Below are 21,686 nucleotides of genomic sequence, written 5' to 3'. Positions count from 1 at the left end.
TTAATTAAGGAGTGATGGGGCCGTCTATTGGTGGCGGTTTTTGTCAACAAAATAGCGGTACCTTCATCGACACACCTGCTGGTGGTCGAAACAAATAATAGGCCGTTAGTTGCGTTGTTGATTCAAAAAGAAAGCGGGCAAATGCCCGCTTCCCTGCCCTGCGGAATGTCTCAGGCGAGAGACGGATAGCCCGATAACGTCAATTTGAAGCCATGCGCGCCGGCGACGAGGTGCGCATCCGCGCCGACCGGCAGCGTCAGCATGTTGGGAACGTGGCCGAATTGCAGACCGGTGATAACCGGGATCCCGACCACGGACCTTACCTGCTCGATCATCGCGTGCACGTCGTAGCCGTTGTCGTAATCGTAGGGTTTGCCGCCGGAAAAATCGCCGAGCACCAGCGCCTGCTGCTGCGCCAGGATGCCCGCCAGGTGCAATTGATAAAGCATTCGCTCAAGCCGGAACGGCTGTTCGTTGACATCTTCGACGAACAGAATGCCGCCCTGCACCGGGGGCATGTACGGCGTGCCGATCAGCGACGTCAGCACCGCCAGATTGCCGCCCCACAAGGTGCCGCTCACGTCGGCAGTCTGCGCTTGCGGCGCGTTGCCCGTCACCGTCATGGTCGGCTGGGTCAGCGCGGACCAGAAGTGCTGCATGGTGAATTCGCTCAGATCTTCCGCGCCGAAGTCGCTCATCAACATCGGGCCACCGAAAGTTTTCAGTCCCGCGCGCGCCAGCAGAGCCAGCTGAACCGCGGTGAAATCGCTATGGCCCACCAGCGCGACCGGTTGATCGGTCAGCCGCCGTTGCAGCCCGTCGTAGTCGAGTCCGTGCAGGATGCGCACCGCGCCGTAGCCACCACGCACGGCTAGCACGATGTCGGGCAATTCACGCGAGGGGTCGGCCAGCCGGTTCAGATCGGCGGCACGCTCGCCGTCAGTGCCGGCGAAGCGCTGGTATCGGCGCCTCGTCGCCTCGACACCGTTGACGCGATGCCCTTGAGCATGCAAGCGACGCAACGCGCGATGCAGCACTTCGGAGTCGTGCGGATACCCGGACGGCGCGATCAGTTCAATGGTGCGATGGACGGTCATTGGCGAGACCTGTTGGACGTTGTTGTTTTAGAGCGGCTCAGCCGGCCCCGCTTCGGTGTGCGCTTCACCTCGTGCCACCGCGCGCGCTTCACGGCTTGCGCGACGCCGCTCGGCAAAGAACGATCTGAGCGCGGCGCCGCATTCGGTTTCCAGCACGCCGCCCGTCACCGTGGCGTGGTGATTCAACTGTGGATTCGCGAATGCATCGACGACACTGCCACATGCCCCCGTCTTCGGATCGCGCGCCCCGAACACAACGCGGGCGATGCGCGCATGCATGATCGCGCCGGCGCACATCAGGCAAGGTTCGAGCGTCACGTAGAGCTCGCAGCCCGGCAGACGGTAGTTCCCGGCGGCTTGTGCGGCTGCCCGCAACGCAACCATTTCCGCGTGCGCGGACGGATCGTGCGCACCGATCGGATGGTTGAACCCCGTGGCGATGACTTCGTCGCCGCGCACGAGTACCGCGCCGACCGGCACTTCGCCGGCCGCGCGGGCCTCTTCGGCGGCAGCCTGGGCGAGCGCCATGAAGCGGCGATCGCGCTCCGACACAGGCGGTGCGGGCAATTCGTCTGGCGGAGGATCGGTGTGGAACGGCGCAGTGGCGGCAACTGTTTGAGCCGGATCGCTCACCGGCACCGTAGTGCCGGAACCAGCGGGTTCAGGCTGGGCAGCCGGCAACGTCGCCGTCCCGGCCAATTCATCACACTCCGGGGACTCGACCGGCTCCGGGCCTGGCTCGACACAGCGGGCAAGCGGCTCGCTCACTGCGAACCCGCTTCAGCCGCATTGAGGTTGCCGACGCGTACCGACAGCCGCTCGGCAATGCGCCGGCAGTATTCGCGCGGCAGGACCAGCGGGCCGCCGCGCAGCGATTCAAGCGCCATGTCGAGCGCCAGCATGCGCGCCTGGAGACGGCAGCGGGAAGCCTCGTCGTTCACGGCATTCAGCTCCGCTTGCAGGTCGCGCAAGGCACGCAGCTGCTCGACAGCTGGCGGCACGAAACCCGCATTTTTCAAAATCCGGTTGGCGACACGCACCTCCTCCGGGACCAGTGCATCGTCCTCCAGAAGCAGCGGCGCGCCCGCGCCCGGAAAATCATCGAACTCACCGCGCGCGGCTGCGGCGGCAATACGCTGTTCGACTAACGCATCAAGCAATTTCATCTGCGGTCCACTACGTTGCGGCCCAAGCATTCTATCAGGGAGCACGCGACGGTTCTGACTGTCTGACCGACGAATCTACCTGGTTTTCAGATTTTGCGCATTCGAAGGATGCATGACGTGGATTAGGGTAAAGGGTTGCCGGCGCCGCCGCTTCGCACCGCCAAAAAATCTTACAAACATCTTTCGTCAGGCGACACAAAACAGCGCCCGCATCTGCCTACTCATGGAGTCCATTTACGCTATGCAATCCGGAATCATCAACCATCGCTCCCACACCGCACTTCCCGCTAGTACCACTTATGCCGCACGCTTCGATCCGCGCCTGAGCGTACCGACCACGCAACTTCGCAAGCACGCTTTCAAGCGATACCTACGCGCGACAGTGGCGGTCATTACGATGTCGGCCGCATTATCAGGCTGCGGAGTGTTCTGCGGAGGCGCGGGCGGAAGCGGTGGTGGCTTTGCCGGCGGTTGCGCAACCGGCGTGCGGTTCTAGTCCGGGCCGCCTCAACGCATTAGCTGCACGACGGCCGGCGCGAGCCAGAATGTTCATCCGGCCGCCAACGGCCAGCGCGCCAGAACGACATGCCGGGTCCGCCCGAGCAGGCTGTGCACCAGAGCAAATTCGCGCACGTTCCAACTGAGGGCTTCAACAGGACGTGGCGCGATCCAGGGCATGCCGTAAGCGAGGGTCACGTGCGGCGTGTACGGTGGATTGGCCGAGTCCGCGCGATCGCCAAACCCAGCGTTTTGCAATGCGGGCACAAGCACGTCATGAAGCGCGTGAAGTCCCGCGACACCCTCGCCTCCGCCCAACACCAGCGGCCCCGGCCGTGGCTTCAGCGCAAAACTGTGGGCGCTGTCGAACTCGACGCTAAAAGGCTCCATCCTGACCGACGCGGCCGCGCTCATTGCTGCTTCAACGCGTGCCGGCGGCAAACCGCCCGCGAAATTCCCGAGGTGCAGCAACGTGACGTGTAAGCGGTTGGCCGCGAGCGGCTTGCTTTTCGAGCGCGTCTCCCCGCAAAGCTGTTGCGCCAGCTTCGAGATGCTCGCCGCCGTATGCGTATCTGGAAAGACGGCAAAAAACAGGCCGTCGGTCGGCACGGGTGGCGCCTCGAGTCCGGGCAGCCAGAGTTGCTCAGGCATAGCGCGCCTGAATGGGTGACGCAGACATTTCGAAGAATCTCCTCGCATTGATGCGGGCTTGCCCACGCACCTGAAAATTTTCACGACTCGATGGGGCGAGGCGAGGTTTAGCCCACCCCCGTAACCCGCGCCCGTTCACGCCCAATGAACTTGCACTCAGTGGCCGTCCACGCACGATACTGTACATTCATACAGTATCGATGACAACGTGGAATCGATCAAAACGCAGGAAGTACTGGCCGACGCAACAAAATACCCGGGCTCTTGGGCACGCCCGGCACACGAAAAAAGAGCGCCGCAGCGCCCTCTTTCGTGCCATCAAATCATCTCCGGCGCCGGCTCAACCGGGAACGAAACCGGCGCAGGCAAAACGCGCCTGTCCGCGGTCGTCGCGAGAGTCCCGCAGGGCAGCCGCAACGGGAACATCCGCCATCTAAAACCGATATCCAAGTCCAAGAAAGACGATCACCGGATCCGCCGTGATGCGCGTCTTGCTGGACAACACCGTCTGACCGTTGGCAGCCACGGCATTGACCGTCGCATTTGTCTTGAGAGACAGATAGGTCACCGACGCAGTCGCGTACCAGTTCTTGCTGATGTTGTAAGACGCGCCCGCAACGAACGCGGGATTCCATGACGGACTGAGCGATGCCGTCGCCTGTCCGCCCGGCCCTGCAATCTGCTGCAACGCCCCACTGAATGTCGAATTGAGATTGGTATGCGAGAACCAGGTGTAGTTCACGCCGACACCGACGAACGGACGCAGCTTCGCCTGCGCGTCGAAGAAGAAATACTTCAGGAACAGAATGGGTGACCACGACCGGGTGGTAGCGAGCGGCTGCAGATTCCCCAGATTGAGCGATGGCCCGCCAGCACCGAATGGTGCGGCGTTGCCCTGCGCAAAGAGCTGGAGCTTGGCTGGTATGCCCGCCGCCAGGTCAACGGCAATATTGTCCGTGACGAAATACGTGTTCGAGAGCTCCAGGGTGAACGTGTTATGTATCTGACCACCCGTGCCCGTTGACGTGAATGTGCCCAAACCCGAACTGCTCTGCAACGATGTTGCGGAAGACGGGGCAAAGTCGATCCAAACACCTCCCACGCTGGTGATGAGACTGCCAGCGCTCTGCGCCATCGCGCCGCTGGACCATATCGCGCCTGATATCAACGCAAGGCACGCAAGTTTTTTAAACATATCCCCTCTACTTTATTTCGTATTACATATCAATAGTTTTATGTCGACACCTGTTCTGGCAGCGCCGCTCAGAACTGCTCGATTGGCAGGCTCGACCCGCCCGACGCCCCGCTGCGGATCGCTTCCAGAAGCGCATTCGCCCTGGGCAAGATCTTGTCGGCGTAGAAGCGCACAGTGGCGAGCTTGGTGCGATGAAAGTCCGGGTCCTCATTCGCTGCGCTTTTTGCTGCCGCAACGAGCGCTGCGCGCCCCATCTGCCAGCCGCCGCACACGTAGCCGGTGAGCATCAGGTAGTCGACGGAACTGGCAAGCGCTGCATCGGGCTGAGTCGCCAATGCTTGCAGCATCCAGACGGTGGCATCCTCAAGCGCCTGCACACCGGCCGCGAGCGCCGTGCCCACGGAGGCCGCTTGCGTATCCGTGCTGCGTTCCAGCTCCAGCGCGGCCTCACGTATCTCCGCAACAAGTTCAGCCATCCCCGCGCCTTTGTCTGCCGCGAGCTTGCGACCGGCAAGGTCAGCAGCCTGAATGCCTGTGGTGCCCTCGTAGATCGGCGCGATCCGTGCGTCGCGCAGAAACTGGCAAGCGCCCGTCTCTTCGATGTAACCCATCCCGCCGTGCACCTGCACGCCCGTCGACGCGATCTCGACGCCCAGCTCCGTGCACCACGCCTTCAACACAGGGATCAGAAGATCGACACGCACCTGGCGACGCGCGCGCTCAGCGGCGTCCAGGTCACGGTGCGCGCGGTCCATGTCCGCCGCCATCACATACGCGAAGGCGCGCATCGCTTCGATCTGGGACTTCATCGTCATCAACATGCGCCGTACATCCGGGTGATGGATGATGGCCACGGCGCCACCCGATTTGCTGGACGCGAGCCGTCCCTGGACGCGCTCCTTCGCGTATTCACGGGCCTGCTGATAAGCGCGTTCCGCGATCGCGAGCCCCTGGATACCCACCTTCTGGCGCGCTTCGTTCATCATCGTGAACATATGCGCGAGTCCCTTGTTCTCCTGCCCGACGAGATAGCCGATCGCGCCGCCCTGGTCGCCGAAGCTCATCACACAGGTCGGACTCGCGTGAATGCCGAGTTTGTGTTCGAGGGATACGCAGTGCACGTCGTTGCGCGCGCCTCGCGAACCATCGGCGTTGAGGAGGAACTTCGGCACGAGGAACAGCGAGATGCCGCGCACGCCTTCGGGCGCATCGGGCGTGCGGGCCAGCACGAGGTGAATCACGTTATCCGTCATATCGTGGTCGCCCCACGTGATGAAGATCTTCTGGCCATGGAGGCGATAGCGATCCCCGTCACCGTCGGGTATGGCCTTGGTGCGCACGGCGGCAAGATCCGAACCGGCCTGCGGCTCGGTCAGGTTCATCGTGCCGGTCCACTCGCCGCTGACCATCTTCGGCAGATAGCGTGCCTTCAATTCGTCCGAACCATGTTGGCGCAACGCCTCGGTGGCGCCGGCGGTCAACAGCGGACACAGCGCGAACGCCATGTTCGACGAGTTCCACATTTCCACAGTCGCTGCCTGCAGGAGTTCGGGCAAGCCCTGGCCACCGAACTCGGGGTCACCGCTAAGGCCGCTCCAACCTCCCGCGACGAACTGCCCGTAGGCAGCCGGGAAACCGTCGGCAGCCACCACGCCATCAGGCGTCAGCCGCGCGCCCTGTTCGTCGCCCGGCTTGTTGAGGGGCGCCAGCACTTCAGTCGCGAGCCTTGCAGCCTCCTCGAGTACGGCCTCGGCGAGTTCCGGAGTCGCCTCCTCGTAGCCCGGCAACGCAGATAACTCGCCGAGGTCCGCCAGTTCCGTCATCACGAAACGCATGTCGCGCAGCGGCGCAATATAAGTGGTCATTCTGTGCTCCTGTCTCAACCCTGTTGCAGCTTGTCGAGTTCGCCGGACAACGCCGGCAATACCTTGAAGAGATCCCCGACGATCCAGTAATCGGCAACCTGGAAAATCGGCGCCTCCTCGTCCTTATTGACGGCGACGATCACCTTCGAGTCCTTCATCCCGGCCAGATGCTGAATCGCGCCCGAGATGCCTACCGCGATATAAAGCTGCGGGGCAATCACCTTGCCGGTCTGGCCCACCTGATAATCGTTGGGCGCGAAGCCCGCATCGACCGCGGCCCGCGACGCGCCGACCGCCGCGCCGAGCTTGTTGGCGATGTCCTCGAGAAGCGCAAAGTTTTCGCCGGCCCCCATGCCCCGGCCGCCGGAGATCACGCGTTGCGCGGACGTCAGCTCCGGGCGCTCGGAGCGGGTGAGCTGCTGGCTCACGAAGCGCGAGCCCGGAACCTCGGCGGCGCACTCCAGCGCTTCGATCGCGGCAGCTACCCCTTCAGCAGGTGCCGCAGCGAAGGCCGTCGTTCGAACGGTCACGACCTTGACAGGGTCGGCGCTTCGCACCGTCGCCAGCACGTTGCCCGCGTAGATGGGGCGCACGAACGTGTCGGCGGATTCGACGGCAACGACGTCGGAGATTTGCGCCACGTCGAGCAGTGCGGCCACGCGCGGCATCACGTTCTTCGCGGTCGTGGTGGCCGGTGCGATCACGTGGCTGTAATCGGCGGCGATCTTCACGATGAGCGCCGCCAGATTCTCGGCCAGCGCGTGGCCGTAGTGCGCGGCGTCGGCGAGCCGAACCCGGGTGACGCCGGCAATGCGGGCCGCCTGTTCGGCGACTGCCGCGCTTTGCGAGCCGGCCACGAGGACATGAATGTCGTCGCCCAGTCGGGCGGCGGCGGTAACGGCATTCAGGGTCGCTGTCTTGAGCGTCTGATTGTCGTGCTCAGCAATAACGAGTACGGACATTTCTCTCCCCTTGTGTATTAGATGACGTGTGCGACGTTATGCAGCTTGTCGACCAGTTCGGCTGCGTCGGCGACACGAATGCCTGCCTCGCGTTTGGCGGGCTCCGCGAGCCCGAGTGTGGTGAGCCGCGGCTTGACGTCGACCCCGAGGGCGTCCGGCGTCACGACATCGAGCGGCTTTTTCTTCGCCTTCATGATGTTGGGCAGCGTGGCATAGCGCGGCGTGTTCAGCCGCAGATCGGCGGTAATCACCGCCGGCAGATCGACTTCGATCGTTTCGAGGCCGCCGTCGATCTCACGCGTGACCGTGGCCTTTCCCGCTTCGATGACGATCTTCGAGGCGAACGTCGCCTGCGGCCAGCCGAGCAACGCCGCGAGCATCTGGCCAACCTGATTCGAGTCGTCGTCGATGGCCTGCTTGCCGAGCAACACCAGTTGCGGTTGCTCCTTATCCACGAGCGCCTTCAGCAGCTTCGCGACCGCGAGCGGCTGCAACTCCGCGTCCGTGTCGACGAGGATGCCGCGGTCGGCACCCGTCGCCATCGCGGTGCGCAGCGTTTCCTGGCAGGCCGGTACGCCACACGAAACCGCGATCACCTCGCTCGCCGTGCCGGCTTCCTTCAGGCGCACGGCTTCTTCAACACTGATTTCGTCGAATGGGTTCATCGAGAGCTTCACGTTGGCGATGTCGACAGCGCTGCCGTCGGCCTTCACGCGGACCCTCACATTCGCGTCGACGACGCGTTTGACAGGAACAAGTACTTTCATTGCTTACTCCGTTTTGAAAAATCGTATGGCTGAGCGCGCCGCGTCACGGCGTTTCTGTGAACACGCTGTCACGCTGTTCGTCGAACATGGCTATCAGGTAGCGCTCAAGCGGTTTTTCCGACGCTGTCTTCGGTATCTCCGGCACCACCTGCAGCGAGCAGATCACCGAACTCGCTTCGAGCTTCGCGCGGCACGCGCGGAATATCTGCTGCGGGTCGAAACGGGCCGCGTTCTTGGGCACCACCGCCGCGACCACGTCCTTCTCGCCGGGCGCGCCTGAGGCGGCCTTCACGCCGTAGACGTAGACGTCCTCGACCAGACCCGATTCGGCGATCACTTTCTCGATCGGCGCCGGATTGATGAACTCGCCGTTGTGGCGAATGCCGCCACCCTTGCGATATTCGAAGAAGAGCCAGCCGTTCTCGTCCGCGCGCACGACGTCGCCCATGTACAGCCAGCCGTCCCTGCACTTCTTCGCCGACGCGTCCGGATTGCCGAAGTATTCGACCTTGAACGGCGAGCCATCCGCTGGACGGAACAGCAATTCGCCGGGCACGCCGGGCGCGCAGTCCTTGCCGTCGTCGTCGACGATGCGATGCGTGAGAATCGGTGCGGGCTTGCCGATACTGCCGACCGGGCCGATCCCGAGCGGCTTGATCGTGATCCCGCCTTCCGCCGCGCCGTAGAACTCGACGATCTGCACGCCGAAGCGCTGCTCGAATGCCTTCCAGATCGCCGCCGGCATCCCCGCGGAGATCACGAAACGCACGGGATTGTCCGCGTCGTCGGGCTGGGTCGGCTGGCTGTAGACCGCCGTGGTCATCCCGCCGAGCAGCGTGAACGTCGTACAGCGGTACGTGCGGGTGATGTCCCACAGACGCGACTTCGTAAAGCGGCGCGACAGCACCGCGCGCATGCCGGCAGTGAGCGATGCGCCCAGCGTCACGATCTGCGCGTTGGCATGCGTCAGCGACAGTCCCGAATACGGCCGGTCGTCGGGCAGGTAGCCAAACAGCGCCGACACCGCCGCCGAAGTCGCGCAATAGCGGCGGTGCGTCATGACAATGCCCTTCGGGTCGCCGGTGGTGCCGGACGTGAAGATCAACTGCATGGCGCTTTCGGGATCGCGGGCCACGATCGGCAACTCAGGCACCCGATCCGGCAGCAACGCGCGGTATGGCAACACGCCGGCAAAATCGGCGAGCGGCTTCGCGTCCTCGTCCGTTTCGAGCCCGATCACCCAGGACAGTTGAGAGAGCGAGGCGCGTACGGCAACGAGGTTGTCGAGCGCATAGTCCGCGGCGATGACGCCGCGGCAGCGCGCGTTGTCGAGCATGAAGGCGAGCTTCTCGCCCTTCGCGCGCGGATCGATCGGCACGAACACCGTGCCGGAAATCGACGCGGCGACCATCGCGTCGACGAACTCCGCGTGATTGGCCATCAGCAGCCCAAAGTGCTCGCCGGGTTGCAAGCCCCGATCGATCAGTACCTGTGCGAGCCGTTGGCCGTTCTCCCACAGTTGCCGGTAAGTGCGCACCTCATCGGGCCGCACGCCGGCGCCTTCGACGGTCAGCACGTCGAGATCCGGCATGGTCTTGACGCGGTTGGCGAGCAACGCCGCCAACGTGGTTTCGGGTGTCGTGCTCATGGCGCCCTCTCTCCTTGCAGATGCGGTTCGGTCTTGCGCGTGTGCGGAATCTGTCGCGGTGTCACGGCCGGCCTCAGCGTCCGAGAATCGTGATGCTGGCCACGGCCTCTTCCACACCGCACAGTCCACCGCCGTTCTCAGCGATCGCGATGCGTGCGCCCTCGACCTGGCGGGCGCCTGCCTCACCGCGCAACTGAGTGACCAGTTCGTAGAGCTGACCGAGTCCTGTCGCACCGATCGGATGGCCCTTCGATTCGAGGCCCCCCGACGGATTGATTGGAATCCGCCCGCCTAGCGTCGTCTCGCCACGTTCCGCGGCCATCCCGCCCAAGCCGGGCTCGCACAGCCCGAGCACTTCGGACTGGATGATTTCGCCGATCGCCGTCGCGTCGTGCACCTCGGCGACCGAGACGTCTCGCGGCGCCACGCCCGCCTGCTCATAAGCGCTCAACGAGCCCAGCCGGACCAGATGCCGGTCGAGCGCGGTGGCCGGCCGTTCGCTTCCCGTTTGCAGCACCGACGCCAATACACGAATGGCGCGCGAGCGCCGCCCCTTCAAGCGCGCGAGGCCAGCCTCGCTGCACACGATCGCCGCGGCAGCGCCGTCGCTGACCGGCGAACACATCGGCAGCGTGAGCGGATACGCGATCGGCGGCGCGCCGAGAATCTCTTCGATCGAGTAAGCCTGGCGGTATTGCGCGAGCGGATTGTGGACCGAGTGTCCGTGGTTCTTGGCGGACACGGCGGCAAACTGGCGCTGGGTGGTGCCGAATTCGCGCATGTGCATGCGGCCCATCGAGGCGTAGATATCCATGAACACGCTGTACGGTTTCGGCGAGATGCTGCCTGCCGGCGGCTCGACGCCGTCGCCCATGTCGAGCAGACGGCGCTTGCCGTTTTCGGTGTCGTGCACGTCCCACGCGCCGTCGAAGGCGCTGAAGGTGCGCGCCTTGTCCGTCGAGAACATCTTCTCGGCGCCCACCGCGAGCACGATGTCGGCGGCACCGGCTTTCACGTAGTTCACCGCGAGGTGAAACGCGGTGCTGGCGCTCGCGCAGGCGTTCTCGACGTTGATCACCGCGATCTTCCCGATACCCATCGCCCGCAGTGCAAGCTGGCCGCGAATCATGTGCTGGCCTTCCATGTGCCCCTGAGTGGAGTTGCCGAAAAACGCGCCCTGCAACTGCGCCTTGTCACAGCCTGCGTCGGCGAGCGCATGATCCACTGCGGCGCGCGCGAGCTGCTTCACGCTGGTGTCCAGATGCTTGCCGAAGGGCGTCATGCCGACGCCCGCGATATACACTTCGTTGCCCATATCAATCTCCACCGCCGACCGGCGCGCGCCGCGAACCGCCGGCGCGAACCGTTCGATTCGTTGTCAAACGCTCTTGACCTCGTAGGCGAGGTAACCTTCCTCGGCTTGCGCGGCGACCAGATTGCGCGCGCCGAACGCCCGCGCCGGCGACACGAAACCTGCCGCGTGCAATTGCCCGCGCAGCGCGCGGCGCGCCGCCTCCGCACCGAGCACACCGGTTTGCGCATAGGGCGAATTGCCACGCAGAATCACGCTGACGGAATTCGTATTGCCCCGCCCCTGAACCGACAGCGTGCAGCGATTCACAGCCGGGTTTTCGCGCGCGGGCTCGGTCTGAGTCACGGCCTTGCCCCACTCATTGGTGATGTCTTCCTGTTTGGCGGGGTCGAGATGCCGGCACTCTTCCTCGAACTTCTTCAGCAGGCCGACCACTGCGAGAAAGCGCTCCTGATTCCGGAACGACACGAGCGTCTGGCAATTGCGCACACGCGGATCGTCCTGATACCAGACCGGCTCGCCGCCGCCGCTCCATGGCAACGCGTTCAGCAGCATGTGCTCACCCGGCACATGAACCTGGTACGGGGTGGCCCACGGCCACTGCACCAGTTCGTTGTTGCGCAGGTAGAACTGCGGCTGCGTACACATCCGCAGAAACGACATCGTCGAGGCGACGCTGACTTCCGAGTCCCCGAGATAGAGCACGTCGAGCGTGTCGATGCCGGGGCTCTCGAGCGCGATCTCCGCCGCGAGATTGCCTTCTGCCCACATGTACGAATTGCCGGGGCACAACGCCAGATCCCGGGCAGCGAAAGCCTCTCCATACGTGCGCTTGAGCAGCGACATCCAGTCGGTCTCGCCGGTTGTGTCGAAGTAGTGGCACCCGGCCGCGAGGCTCGCCTCGACCACCGGGCGCCCGAGCTGCATGAACGGCCCGACGATATTGACGACCACCTTCCTGCCCTTGAAGAATTCGGTGAGTGCGCCGGTTTCGTGCTGAACCGCCACGCACTGATAGTCATGTCCGGCCAGTTCGGGCACCTTGGCCAGCTCCTCTTCCAGGCGTTCCTTGCTGCGCCCGGCAGCGATGAACGGGATACCGCGCTCGGCGAGCTTCCATGCCGTGAGCTTGCCCGTATAGCCACTCGCTCCATAGAGGACCACTTCGTAGGTCGTTGCCATTTCGTCGTCTCCTTCAGGTTTTCATCGGATTGCGCGACCGTGCCGTGCCGTTCAAAGCAACTCGGGATCGATCAGGTAGTAGCCGCCCTTGATCGCAAGGACCTCATTGCAGCCGTCCTCGATCAGCGACGCGCGCGCGTCGCGCCAGATCTTTTCGATCGGATACTCGCGTGTGAGCCCGTTGCCGCAGAAGATCTGCAGCGCGTCGTTGGCGACTTCGAACGCGGTCTGGGTCGCGGTGATCTTCGCTGTCATCGCCGCATGGAGCGACGGCTGCGCGGCCGTGAAGTTGTAATGCACGACACGTTGCGCGAGCGCGCGGGCGGCCTCCACTTTGCGGAACATGTGGAACAGCCGCGCCGCGACCGACTGATGGCGGATGATCGGCAAGCCACCCTGCTTGCGTTCATGCGCGTAGGCGAGCGCGAGTTCGAACGCGGCGCGCGCGGTACCGGTGAATACAGTGGCCATGATCGCGTTGGCGAACGTGTGGATTGCGTAGACCGCGTCGACATACTGGTCGGGACCAGCAAGGAGGTGCTCCTTCGACAACCTGACGTTCTCGAAGAACAGTTCGCCCTGGTTGAGCGCGCGCTGGCCGACCTTGTCGAGCGGCTTGCCGCGCGAGACGCCTTTCGCGTCGAGCGGCACGATCACCACCACGCCGCGTTTCGTGTCGGCGCCGCTGCCGCTGTCCGCCGCGCAATAGAGAATGCACACGTCGGCGACGATGCCGTTCGACACCCAGGCCGACTTCTGCCCGTTGATGATCACCTCGTCGCCGCGCAGCGTCGCCACGCAGTTGGGCCGGCCGTACGTGCCTTGCGGATGAAAGATCATGCCGTTCACGTCGAGCATGTCGGAGCCGTGATCGGGCTCCGTGATGGCCCAGCAGCCGAGCTTCGCATCCGGTGCGAGTGCGCGGCAAAACTGATTGCCGGACACCGCGCTCATCAGTGCGGGCAGCAAGCCGGCGCCGTACGACACCGCAAGTCCCGCATCGCCCCAGCCGAGTTCCTCGAACAGGATGCTCATCGTCGTCGCCCGTTCGGCCGGTTCGAGTTCGAGCAGCCCGTCGACGCCGAAACCGAGCCCGACAAACTTGTCGCGCGCTTCCCAATACGGCGAGCCTGGTGCGATCGCCTCCTCGGGCGTCATGCGATCGAGCTTGACGCCGATTGGCCGCAGCACTTCTTCCGCGTAACGATGCACGCTCTGCTGAACCATCTGGCTCATCTCCGAGGGCGCCGGCTGTGCGCCGAGCGGACCGAGTTTGTGCGCTGCAAGGTGATGCGATGCGGTTGACATGTCTCCTCCTTCGAGGTGGTTGGGCGTATCATTTCGTGAGCAACGCACCGGTCACGGCCAGCCCCGGCGAGTGGTCCAGCGGTGGCCAACCAGGTGCGTTTCACCGTTGTCCGGCTGACTGAATTTCGATCTCCTCCATGGAATCCATGGTGTCCCGGCGCGCCGCCATGCAACATCCCCCGTACAGGGGAGCGCGATTGCATGGACGGGGGATGGCAGCCAGGGTCAACCCGAATGCCCGGAGCAACTGATGCATGTCATTGAAGCGATGCCGCAACAGAAGCCGCCTTTCGTTCTCGCCACGAAGATCTTTCCGCCACGGCTACCCACCGGCCTGATCGATCGTCCCCGGCTGAACGGTCTTGCCGAGCAGGCCGAGAGCAAACGGCTTACGGTGATCAAGGCGCCCGCCGGCTTCGGCAAGACTTCGCTCGCGCTCACCTGGCTCGCGCGGCTGCGGGCGGGCGGTGCTCAACTGGCGTGGCTGTCGCTCGATACTGAGGATGACGAACCTGCGCGCTTTCTCCATCACGTGGCGCAGGCGTTGCGGCATGCCTGCGGCAACGTCGGCGCTTCCGCGATCGGTTTGACGGCCGAGGCCTCGCTCGTTCCCGCGCACGCCGTCGTGTCGACCCTCATCAACGAACTCGTCGACGTCGACGAGGAGGTCTATCTTTTCCTCGACGACTATCACCTGATCAGCCTTTCGGCGATTCACGACGCCATGTCGTTTTTCGTTGCGAACGCACCTTCCCATGTGCATGTGGTGCTCTGTACCCGCACGGATCCCGCGCTGCCGCTCGCCCGGCTGCGCGCCCGCAACGATCTGCTGGAAATCGACGCAGCGGCGCTGCGCTTCAACTTCGAAGAAACACGCTGCTTCGTCGAACACGAATGCCCTGGCAAACTCCGCGCTGCCGGCGTCAAATTGCTCTTCGCGGGCACCGAAGGCTGGGCCGCGGCGCTGCGCATTTCCACCTCGGTGCTCTCGCGTGAGCAGGGCAAACCGGGTTGTGAATTGACCGCGCCTTCCGGCGCTTCCCGGCCGTTCGCCGCGTATCTGGAAGACATGCTGAGGCGCTTGCCCGTCGAGATGGTCGAGTTCATGCTGCGCACGTCGATACTCGATCGGCTGACGGCGCCGCTGTGCGAGGCGGTCACCGGCATCGAGGCGAGCCAAAGCCTGCTCGAAGCGATCGCTGCACGCCAGTTGCTGCTCGAACCGATGGACCAGGAAGGACACTGGTTCCGCTATCACCACCTGATGGGCGAGTACCTGCGCCTGCGGCTCGAGACGCAGTATCGCGACGACGTGCCGGGCTTGCATCTGCGTGCCTGCCAGTGGTACGCCGGGCAGGAGCGGTGGACCGACGCTGTCAGGCACGCCATCGCCGCAGGCGCCACGGAAGACGCCGTCTCCTTGATGGGCCGTTGCGCGATGGCGCTCGTCACCAAAGGCGACCTGCTGACGCTGCTCGGCTGGCAACGCCAGTTCCCCGCGCACCTGATGCGGGCGCAAGTGACGGTCACGCTGGCGATTGCCTGGGGAATGGCGCTTGCGATGCGCTTTCACGACGCGCTCGCCATGCTCGATGCGATCGAACGCGACACGTCCGCCACGAGCGCCAACGCCGATGCCATCCGTTGGGAATCCCAGGCGATCCGCTCGGTCGTGGCGGCGCTGCAGGACGATCCGCAACGGGCGCTCGTGCTTGCACAGGCCTGCCTCGATCAACCGTCGACCGATATCTGGACCACCAACGTGGTGTCCAACGTCGTGCGCTTTGCGCACTGGAAAGCGGGCGACCTCGAAGCGCTGTACGCGACGCCCTGGATTCCCTATTCGATCGAGGAAGACAAGCGCAACGTGTTTTCGTCTGTTTACCGGCTCTGTCTGCTGGGCCACGCGGAAATGCAGCAGATGCACTTCGTGCTGGCCGAGCGGTATTTCACGGAGTCGATGCGGCTCGCCGAACATCATGCCGGCCCGCAGTCCATCTGTGTCGCGCTGGGCGCGCCGATGATCGGACATATCCGCTACGAACAGGGCCGGCTGGATGAGGCCGAAGCGCTGGTCATCGACCTGATGCCGGTTGTCGACGCCGCAGTCATGCTGGATAGCGTATTGATCGCCTATCGTCTGCTCGTGCGGATCGCGATCGCGCGCGGGGACGCCGCCCAGGCCCATAGCCTGCTCGACCAGGCTCAGACCCTCGCTTACGCGCGCCGGTGGGACCGGCTGAGCGCCGCCGCGCTCGTCGAACGCAGCCGCTTGTATCTGACGGAAGGAAGGATCACGGAAGCCGCCGCGTGTGTCGCTCAACTCGATCGGCTCGCAGCCTCCGTGTGCGCCCCGGCGCAGTCCGTCTCACCCGAGATCGAGACCTACCGCGCGCTGGCGGCGGCCTGTGTGGCAATGGCGCAGAATCGCGCCCAGGATGCCATCGAGTCGTTGAACTCCGCGCTCCGCAGCGTCGAAAGCCGGCATGGCGATTACCTCGCGTTACGCCTGCGAACCGTGCTCGCGCTCGCCTGGCTGGGCGCGCATGAACGCAGCCGGGCCATCGGGATCTTTCGTGAAGTGCTGAGCGTTGCCGCGCCCGCGGGCATCTATCGGTCCATTCTCGATCAGGGACCGGAAATCGGTCCGCTGCTGCAGGCCGTTCGCGACGACACACGAAGCACGGCGCAAACGAAGGACGCGAGCGCATACATCGATCTTCTGCTCGACGGCTGGCGCGCGCTGTACCAGCCTGCCAGCAAGCCCGAGCGCGAATCGCTGAGCCCAAGGGAGCGCAACATCGTCGAGTTGATCGCCGAAGGACAGTCGAACAAGGAAATCGCGCGCGCTCTCGGGATTACGCCTGAAACCGTCAAGTCTCATGTGAAGAGCATCTTCGTGAAGCTGGCGGTCGACAAGCGCGCTCAGGCAGTCGCGCGCGCGCAGGCGTTGGGGCTCGTTGGGCAGGTATAGCTCGCGCGTCCCTGCTCGGGGCATGCGCTTCACCGCGCGGCGACCAGCGTGGCCGCGTGGAGCAGAACGCCAATCAGACCGCCGACGAAGGTGCCGTTGATCCGGATGTATTGCAGGTCGCGGCCGATCTCCGCCTCGATCTTCCGGCCGACTTCTGCCGCATCCCAGCTTTTCACGACCTCGGTGATCAGCGCCGACAACTGGCGCCGGTAGCGCACCACGAGCGAGCGCGCGAGTTCCAGCCACCACGCATTCAGCTTGCCTTGAATGGCGGGCTCGCTTCTTACGCTCCTGCCGAGCGAAGCCAGCAGACTCGCGGCCACGTCGCGCAGGACCGACTGCTCGCGATCCAGGTCGGCGGCCACGCGCGCGCGGGCGTGATCCAGAATCACCCGACAGTATTCGCCGTCCCGCAGATGCCGGATGCAATCGCGCATCAACGATCGGCCGAAGCGGCGATGAACGGCCGAGCTCTGCAAGCGAACGATCAGATCCTGCACGGCCGCGTCGAACTGGCGGCGCAGCTCATGATCCGGGCTCGCAGCGACTTCATGAAGCAGCGCAATGATGCCTTCGACGAATCGATTGACGATATAGGCATCGAGCTGTGCGGGCGTGTAGCGCGACGCCGCGCTGAACCTGGCCTTGATCAGATCCACGTTGGCCGTGAGCCACTTTTCCAGCGCGCCCAGTCCGCGATCCAGCAGTGGCTGATGCCGGTCATCTTCCGTCAGGACTTTGAGGATGCCGCCCGCGGCGCGAGACACGTCGAGCGTGCGCAGTTGCGGAACCACTACGCGGTCGAAGAAGCGCCCAAGGTCCGCGCCCTCGATGCTGTTCAGCAATCCCGGCAGCGAGTCCGTCAGCGCATCGGCGACGGCGCGGCTGTGGGCCGGCTCGGCCAGCCACTGAGCTAGCGCGTGCGCGGCGTTATGGCCGCTGAGCCGGCCGATGACGAGCTCCGGTGTCAGAAAATTGTCCTCGACAAAGTTGCCGAGACTCTCGGCAATGCGCTGCTGGTTGCGTGGAATGATCGCCGTATGCGGGATCGGCAGGCCAAACGGATGCCGGAACAAGGCGACCACCGCATACCAGTCTGCTATCGCGCCGACTATGCCGGCCTCCGCGAACGCTCGCGGCCATGCGAGCCACGGGTACTCGGCCTGCCAGGCGACGCACGCGGCCAGCAGCGCGATCATGAGCGCGAGCAGGCACGTCGCGGTTCGGCTCATGCGCTTCAGGCGAATGGCCTTGCGGTCCTCCGGTGCATCGGTTGACGCACGCCGCAAGCTGCCATTGCCATTGCCATTGCCATTGCCATTGCCATTGCCATTGCCATTGCCATTGCCATTGCCATTGCCATTGCCATTGCCATTGCCCTCAGTCAGAAAGCTCAAACCGTCTCCTGCGCAAGAAACTTTCGCACCACGGGCGCAACGTCTTTCGCACGCGTGATCAGAAACAGATGCCCGTCATCGATCACATAGAGCGTCGCGTCGCGGATACGGGCCGCGAGAATTTTCGCGTTGGTCAAGGGCACGATAGGATCGTCGTTGCCGTGCATGACGAGTGTTTTCTGGCTCAAGCTGCCGAGCCAGGGCAGGCTGCTCCAGCCCGACGCAGCCAGCAGCTGATAGAGGTAACCACGGCCGCGCGGCGCCTGAATGTGGCGGCTATGTTGCTTGAGTAGTGCAGGATCGCGCCGGTAGGCGCCGCCATATATTTCCGCCCCCACCTGCTGCAGATAGGCCGGATCGGTATAGCGGCGCGGTCCGATCAGCTTCGACAGCACCGAGAGCCGCGCCGGCACCATGATGACGCCTGGCGACGTGGCCGCCAGAATCAGCCGGCGGCAGCGCCCCGGATACAGATGCGCGAATTGCTGCGCGAGCGCGCCGCCCCAGGAGACGCCGAGCACATCGACGGGTCCGTTGTAACCGAGCCGCGACAATAGCCTGTCGCTCAGCACGGACAGCGTCGAGAAGCGATACGGCATGACCGGCGCGGGCGAGCCGCCGACCCCGGGAATATCGAAGATGATGACGCTCACCTCATCCAGCGCTGCCACGAACGGTTCCACGAGTTCGAGATTCGCGCCAATGCCGTTGAAGATGAGCAATGGCGGCGAAGCGCCGCTGCCATGCCGGGTCGCAACGCGCAACAGCTGGCCGTCCAGATCGACGGTCTGGATCTGCATGGTGGTGACAGACTCGGGGCGGATAGTCATTTCTGTCATTTCTCTCATCCGGAAGACCTCATGACACGACACGTCGGACAGCCGCTGCATCGGCAGCATGGGTGTTTCGCATTGCCACGCCGCGCTACTTCTTCGGTTGCTGCGGTTGCAGGAGCGCCTTCAACTCCTCGACATGCTCTGCCGCGCGCCGCGTCACCACCGCGAAACTGTCGGACTGGGCGCGGTATGCCGTATCCGCGAGTTCCTGCATGTCCACCAGCGCCTTGTGCAACGCCTGCTGAACCACTTCGCCCGTATTCGCGATGGGCTTGTTGCCTGACGCGCTGAGCCGTGTGACGAGAGACTGCAACTCGGCCATCGTCGTGCGCAGAATCTCCGACTGCTTTTGAGCGAGCGACTGCATGCCCGAGAGCGCGGCCGTGTTGGCTTGCGCGAGCGCGTCGATGTCCTTGCGGCGCGACTCCAGAAGCGCGGCGACGTCGATTCCCGGCAGCTTGAACTGTCCGATTACTTTTGCGTATTCACCGAAAAGATTGTTGGGATTGGTTGATTCCATGATCAAGACTCCATAAAGACTGCATTGAAAAATCCTTGGCCATGACGCGATGCCACGGCCACTGGGGTGCGTCATGCTTCCATCACGTAGGTGCCGGGCGCCTGCGCGACCGACGGATACTGCTTATTGCCCGGCGCTGCCGGCGCGGCCCGGCGTTCACCCGAACGGACGGCCAGCCAGTCTCGCCAGTTGCTCCACCACGATTCCTTTTCGGCCTGCGCAGCGGCGAGCCACGCGTCGGCATCGGCCGGCAATTCCGGATTGACGAAGAACTTCGCCTTCGGATTGCCCGGCGGGTTGATCAGGCTCTGGATATGGCCGCTCGAACTCAGCACGAAGCGCGTATTGCCGCCGAAGGTCCGGGCCGAGTTGTAGACGCCCTTCCACGGCGTGATGTGATCCGTGATGCCGGCCACGACGTACTTGTCGCAGGTCACCTCGGACAGATCGATCGGCGTACCCAGCACCGTCAGCGCACGCGGCTTGCTGAACAGGTTGCCCGTAAAGATGTCGAGCAGTTGTCCATGCAGCTTCGCGGGCAGGCGGGTCGTGTCGTTGTTCCAATAGAGGATGTCGAAAGCCGGCGGCGTCTTGCCCAACAGATAGTTGTTGACCCAGTAGCTCCACACCAGATCGTTGGGGCGCAGCCACGCGAACACGCGGCCCATCTCCTCGCCGGCGAGCACGCCGCGCGCGGTGCTGCTCTGCTTGGCGGCCGCGATCGCTTCCGGCGTCGCGAACAGACCGAGCTGCGACTCCGCGCTGCTATCCAGCACGGCGACCATCAGCGTGGCGGCATTGACGGTCTTTTCACCGCGGCTCGCGAGATGCCCGAGCAGCGCCGAGATCGTCATCGCGCCGGAGCACGCGCCGTGCAGGTTCACGTCGTCGCTGCCGGTGATGTCGCGAACCGCCGCGATCGCTTCCATCAGCGCGGCGACGTAGGTATCCATATCCCAGTCACGCTGCGCGGCGGTGGGGTTGCGCCAGCTCACGGCGAACACCTGGAACTCGTTCTTCACCAGATAGTCGACGATGCTCTTGCCTTCCGACAGGTCGAACACATAGAACTTGTTGATCTGCGGCGGCACGATCAGTTGCGGGCGGCCGTACACCTGCTCCGTAGCCGGTGCGTACTGGATCAGCTCGAGCACCTCGTTGCGAAACACCACCGCGCCCGGCGAGGTGGCGAGATTCCTGCCGACTTCGAACGCCGTGCGGTCCACCTGCTCGGGCATGCCCTGGTTCTTCAGCAGGTCCATCACGAAGTTGCGGAACCCGCCAATCAGGCTCGCGCCGCCCGACTCGACGATCTTCTTGAGCGCCGCCGGATTGCCGAGCAGCGTATTGGTCGGCGCCAACGCATCGGTCAGGAGCGACATCACAAACTGCGCGCGCTCCTTGCTCCGCTGGTCCAGCGTCGAACGGGCGACGAAGCCGGTGAGCGCGTCGCGCCACGCCAGATAGCCTTGCAGCGTCATGCGGTACCACGCGTTGTCCTGCCACGCAGGATCGCCGAAGCGCTTGTCGCCCTGCGGCGGCGGGGATTCCGCGCTGCCGCACAGCACGGCAACCAGCGCCCGGGCGAGCGCCGCTTCCTGTTCCGCGACCAGCGCGGGTTGCTGCAACGCCTGGGCACCGATCTGCTGTGCGGTGGCGAGGATGTCGCACGGACGCAGCCCGACAAACGGGTTGGGACCGAGCATGCCGTCCGCGGCAGACGCCGCGAGGTCATCGGACGGGGTGTCTCGCGATTGATTTTCAGTGGTTACCGCCATTTTGCTGCTCCTCAAACGACTGCTTGGTCATCGTCAATTCATCTTCGTCAGGCGGCTGGCTCACGCCACCAGCATCGCCAGCGTCTCCGCGATCAGGGCCGGCCTGGCCTCGCCCTCGATCTGCAACTCGTTCATCGTCTTGACGATGACGCGGCCGCCGCCCTTTTTCTCCACCGACACCAGGCTCACGCGGTTGCGTACCCGTGCGCCGGCCTTGACCGGCGTCATGAAGCGCACCTTGTCGAGCCCGTAGTTCAGGCCGGCCGAGGCGTCCTCCGGAATCAGGCCGATCTCGATCGCGAGCGCGGCCAGCAAGGACAGCGTCAGATAGCCATGCGCGATCGTGCCGCCGTAGGGGCTCTCGCGCTTCGCGCGCTCCACGTCCACGTGAATCCACTGCCGGTCGCCGGTGCATTGCGCGAATGCATCGATGCGCGCCTGGTCGACCACAACCCACTCCGACAGACCCAGCTCGCGGCCGACAAAGTCGTCGATCGTGGCAAGGCTGTATGCGTCGATACTCATCGTGT

General features: G+C 64.2%; 18 protein-coding genes. 1 reads left to right on the top strand and 17 read right to left on the bottom strand.

Annotated elements, in window-relative coordinates:
• Window positions 1-170: 170 nt before the first annotated feature.
• From ldcA to P0D84_RS08185, 12 genes are all read right to left on the bottom strand, one after another.
• A complete protein-coding gene (gene ldcA / locus P0D84_RS08240) occupies window positions 171-1,097 on the bottom strand; it encodes a muramoyltetrapeptide carboxypeptidase (RefSeq protein ID WP_408334670.1) in 927 nt (308 codons plus the stop codon).
• Window positions 1,098-1,124: 27 nt separating this feature from the next.
• Window positions 1,125-1,736 (bottom strand): tRNA adenosine(34) deaminase TadA, encoded by a 612-nt coding sequence (gene tadA, locus P0D84_RS08235; RefSeq protein WP_408339722.1) that lies wholly within the window; start codon window positions 1,734-1,736, stop codon window positions 1,125-1,127.
• Between the two features lie 125 nt (window positions 1,737-1,861).
• Window positions 1,862-2,263 (bottom strand): DnaJ family domain-containing protein, encoded by a 402-nt coding sequence (locus tag P0D84_RS08230; protein ID WP_408334667.1) that lies wholly within the window; start codon window positions 2,261-2,263, stop codon window positions 1,862-1,864.
• A gap of 549 nt (window positions 2,264-2,812) precedes the next feature.
• Window positions 2,813-3,412, bottom strand: a complete 600-nt coding sequence (locus P0D84_RS08225; protein ID WP_408334664.1) for a 2'-5' RNA ligase family protein — start codon at window positions 3,410-3,412, stop codon at window positions 2,813-2,815.
• Between the two features lie 433 nt (window positions 3,413-3,845).
• Complete coding sequence (locus P0D84_RS08220; protein ID WP_408334661.1) at window positions 3,846-4,451, bottom strand: OmpW/AlkL family protein; 606 nt, start codon at window positions 4,449-4,451, stop codon at window positions 3,846-3,848.
• Between the two features lie 224 nt (window positions 4,452-4,675).
• Window positions 4,676-6,472, bottom strand: a complete 1,797-nt coding sequence (locus P0D84_RS08215; RefSeq protein ID WP_408334659.1) for an acyl-CoA dehydrogenase C-terminal domain-containing protein — start codon at window positions 6,470-6,472, stop codon at window positions 4,676-4,678.
• 14 nt (window positions 6,473-6,486) lie between these two features.
• Window positions 6,487-7,434, bottom strand: coding sequence for an electron transfer flavoprotein subunit alpha/FixB family protein (locus tag P0D84_RS08210; protein ID WP_408334656.1), 948 nt, complete (start codon window positions 7,432-7,434; stop codon window positions 6,487-6,489).
• Between the two features lie 17 nt (window positions 7,435-7,451).
• Window positions 7,452-8,201, bottom strand: a complete 750-nt coding sequence (locus P0D84_RS08205) for an electron transfer flavoprotein subunit beta/FixA family protein (RefSeq protein ID WP_408334653.1) — start codon at window positions 8,199-8,201, stop codon at window positions 7,452-7,454.
• A 43-nt stretch (window positions 8,202-8,244) separates the two neighbouring features.
• Entirely contained in the window at window positions 8,245-9,849 is a 1,605-nt protein-coding gene (locus P0D84_RS08200) for an AMP-binding protein (RefSeq protein ID WP_408334650.1), read from the bottom strand.
• A 73-nt stretch (window positions 9,850-9,922) separates the two neighbouring features.
• Entirely contained in the window at window positions 9,923-11,164 is a 1,242-nt protein-coding gene (locus P0D84_RS08195; protein ID WP_408334648.1) for a thiolase family protein, read from the bottom strand.
• Between the two features lie 63 nt (window positions 11,165-11,227).
• Window positions 11,228-12,343 carry a saccharopine dehydrogenase family protein gene (locus tag P0D84_RS08190; RefSeq protein ID WP_408334645.1) on the bottom strand — a complete coding sequence of 372 codons (1,116 nt, stop codon included), beginning with the start codon at window positions 12,341-12,343 and terminating at the stop codon, window positions 11,228-11,230.
• Window positions 12,344-12,394: 51 nt separating this feature from the next.
• The gene (locus P0D84_RS08185; RefSeq protein ID WP_408334642.1) at window positions 12,395-13,651 is read right to left on the bottom strand and encodes an acyl-CoA dehydrogenase family protein; all 1,257 of its coding nucleotides are present in this window, start codon (window positions 13,649-13,651) and stop codon (window positions 12,395-12,397) included.
• Between the two features lie 250 nt (window positions 13,652-13,901).
• Here P0D84_RS08185 and P0D84_RS08180 point away from each other — a divergent pair, with 250 nt between their 5' ends.
• Window positions 13,902-16,625 carry a winged helix-turn-helix domain-containing protein gene (locus P0D84_RS08180; RefSeq protein ID WP_408334639.1) on the top strand — a complete coding sequence of 908 codons (2,724 nt, stop codon included), beginning with the start codon at window positions 13,902-13,904 and terminating at the stop codon, window positions 16,623-16,625.
• Window positions 16,626-16,654: 29 nt separating this feature from the next.
• Here the strand turns inward: P0D84_RS08180 and P0D84_RS08175 are convergent, their stop codons facing one another.
• The 5 genes from P0D84_RS08175 to P0D84_RS08155 form a co-directional block, all read right to left on the bottom strand.
• The gene (locus P0D84_RS08175; protein WP_408334636.1) at window positions 16,655-18,022 is read right to left on the bottom strand and encodes a DUF445 domain-containing protein; all 1,368 of its coding nucleotides are present in this window, start codon (window positions 18,020-18,022) and stop codon (window positions 16,655-16,657) included.
• Window positions 18,019-18,852, bottom strand: a complete 834-nt coding sequence (phaZ, locus tag P0D84_RS08170) for a poly(3-hydroxyalkanoate) depolymerase (protein WP_408339720.1) — start codon at window positions 18,850-18,852, stop codon at window positions 18,019-18,021. Before phaZ ends, P0D84_RS08175 begins: the two co-directional genes overlap by 4 nt.
• A 94-nt stretch (window positions 18,853-18,946) precedes the next feature.
• Window positions 18,947-19,378, bottom strand: coding sequence for a phasin family protein (locus tag P0D84_RS08165; RefSeq protein WP_408334633.1), 432 nt, complete (start codon window positions 19,376-19,378; stop codon window positions 18,947-18,949).
• Between the two features lie 71 nt (window positions 19,379-19,449).
• The gene (locus tag P0D84_RS08160) at window positions 19,450-21,156 is read right to left on the bottom strand and encodes an alpha/beta fold hydrolase (RefSeq protein ID WP_408334630.1); all 1,707 of its coding nucleotides are present in this window, start codon (window positions 21,154-21,156) and stop codon (window positions 19,450-19,452) included.
• Window positions 21,157-21,216: 60 nt separating this feature from the next.
• Window positions 21,217-21,681 carry a MaoC family dehydratase gene (locus P0D84_RS08155; protein WP_408334627.1) on the bottom strand — a complete coding sequence of 155 codons (465 nt, stop codon included), beginning with the start codon at window positions 21,679-21,681 and terminating at the stop codon, window positions 21,217-21,219.
• Window positions 21,682-21,686: the final 5 nt, after the last annotated feature.

This window comes from Paraburkholderia sp. RL17-337-BIB-A (genome assembly GCF_046025895.1).
Lineage (GTDB): Bacteria > Pseudomonadota > Gammaproteobacteria > Burkholderiales > Burkholderiaceae > Paraburkholderia > Paraburkholderia fungorum_C.
The sequence above is the reverse complement of the archived record's forward strand: the minus strand, read 5'-3'. Positions and strand labels throughout refer to the sequence as shown.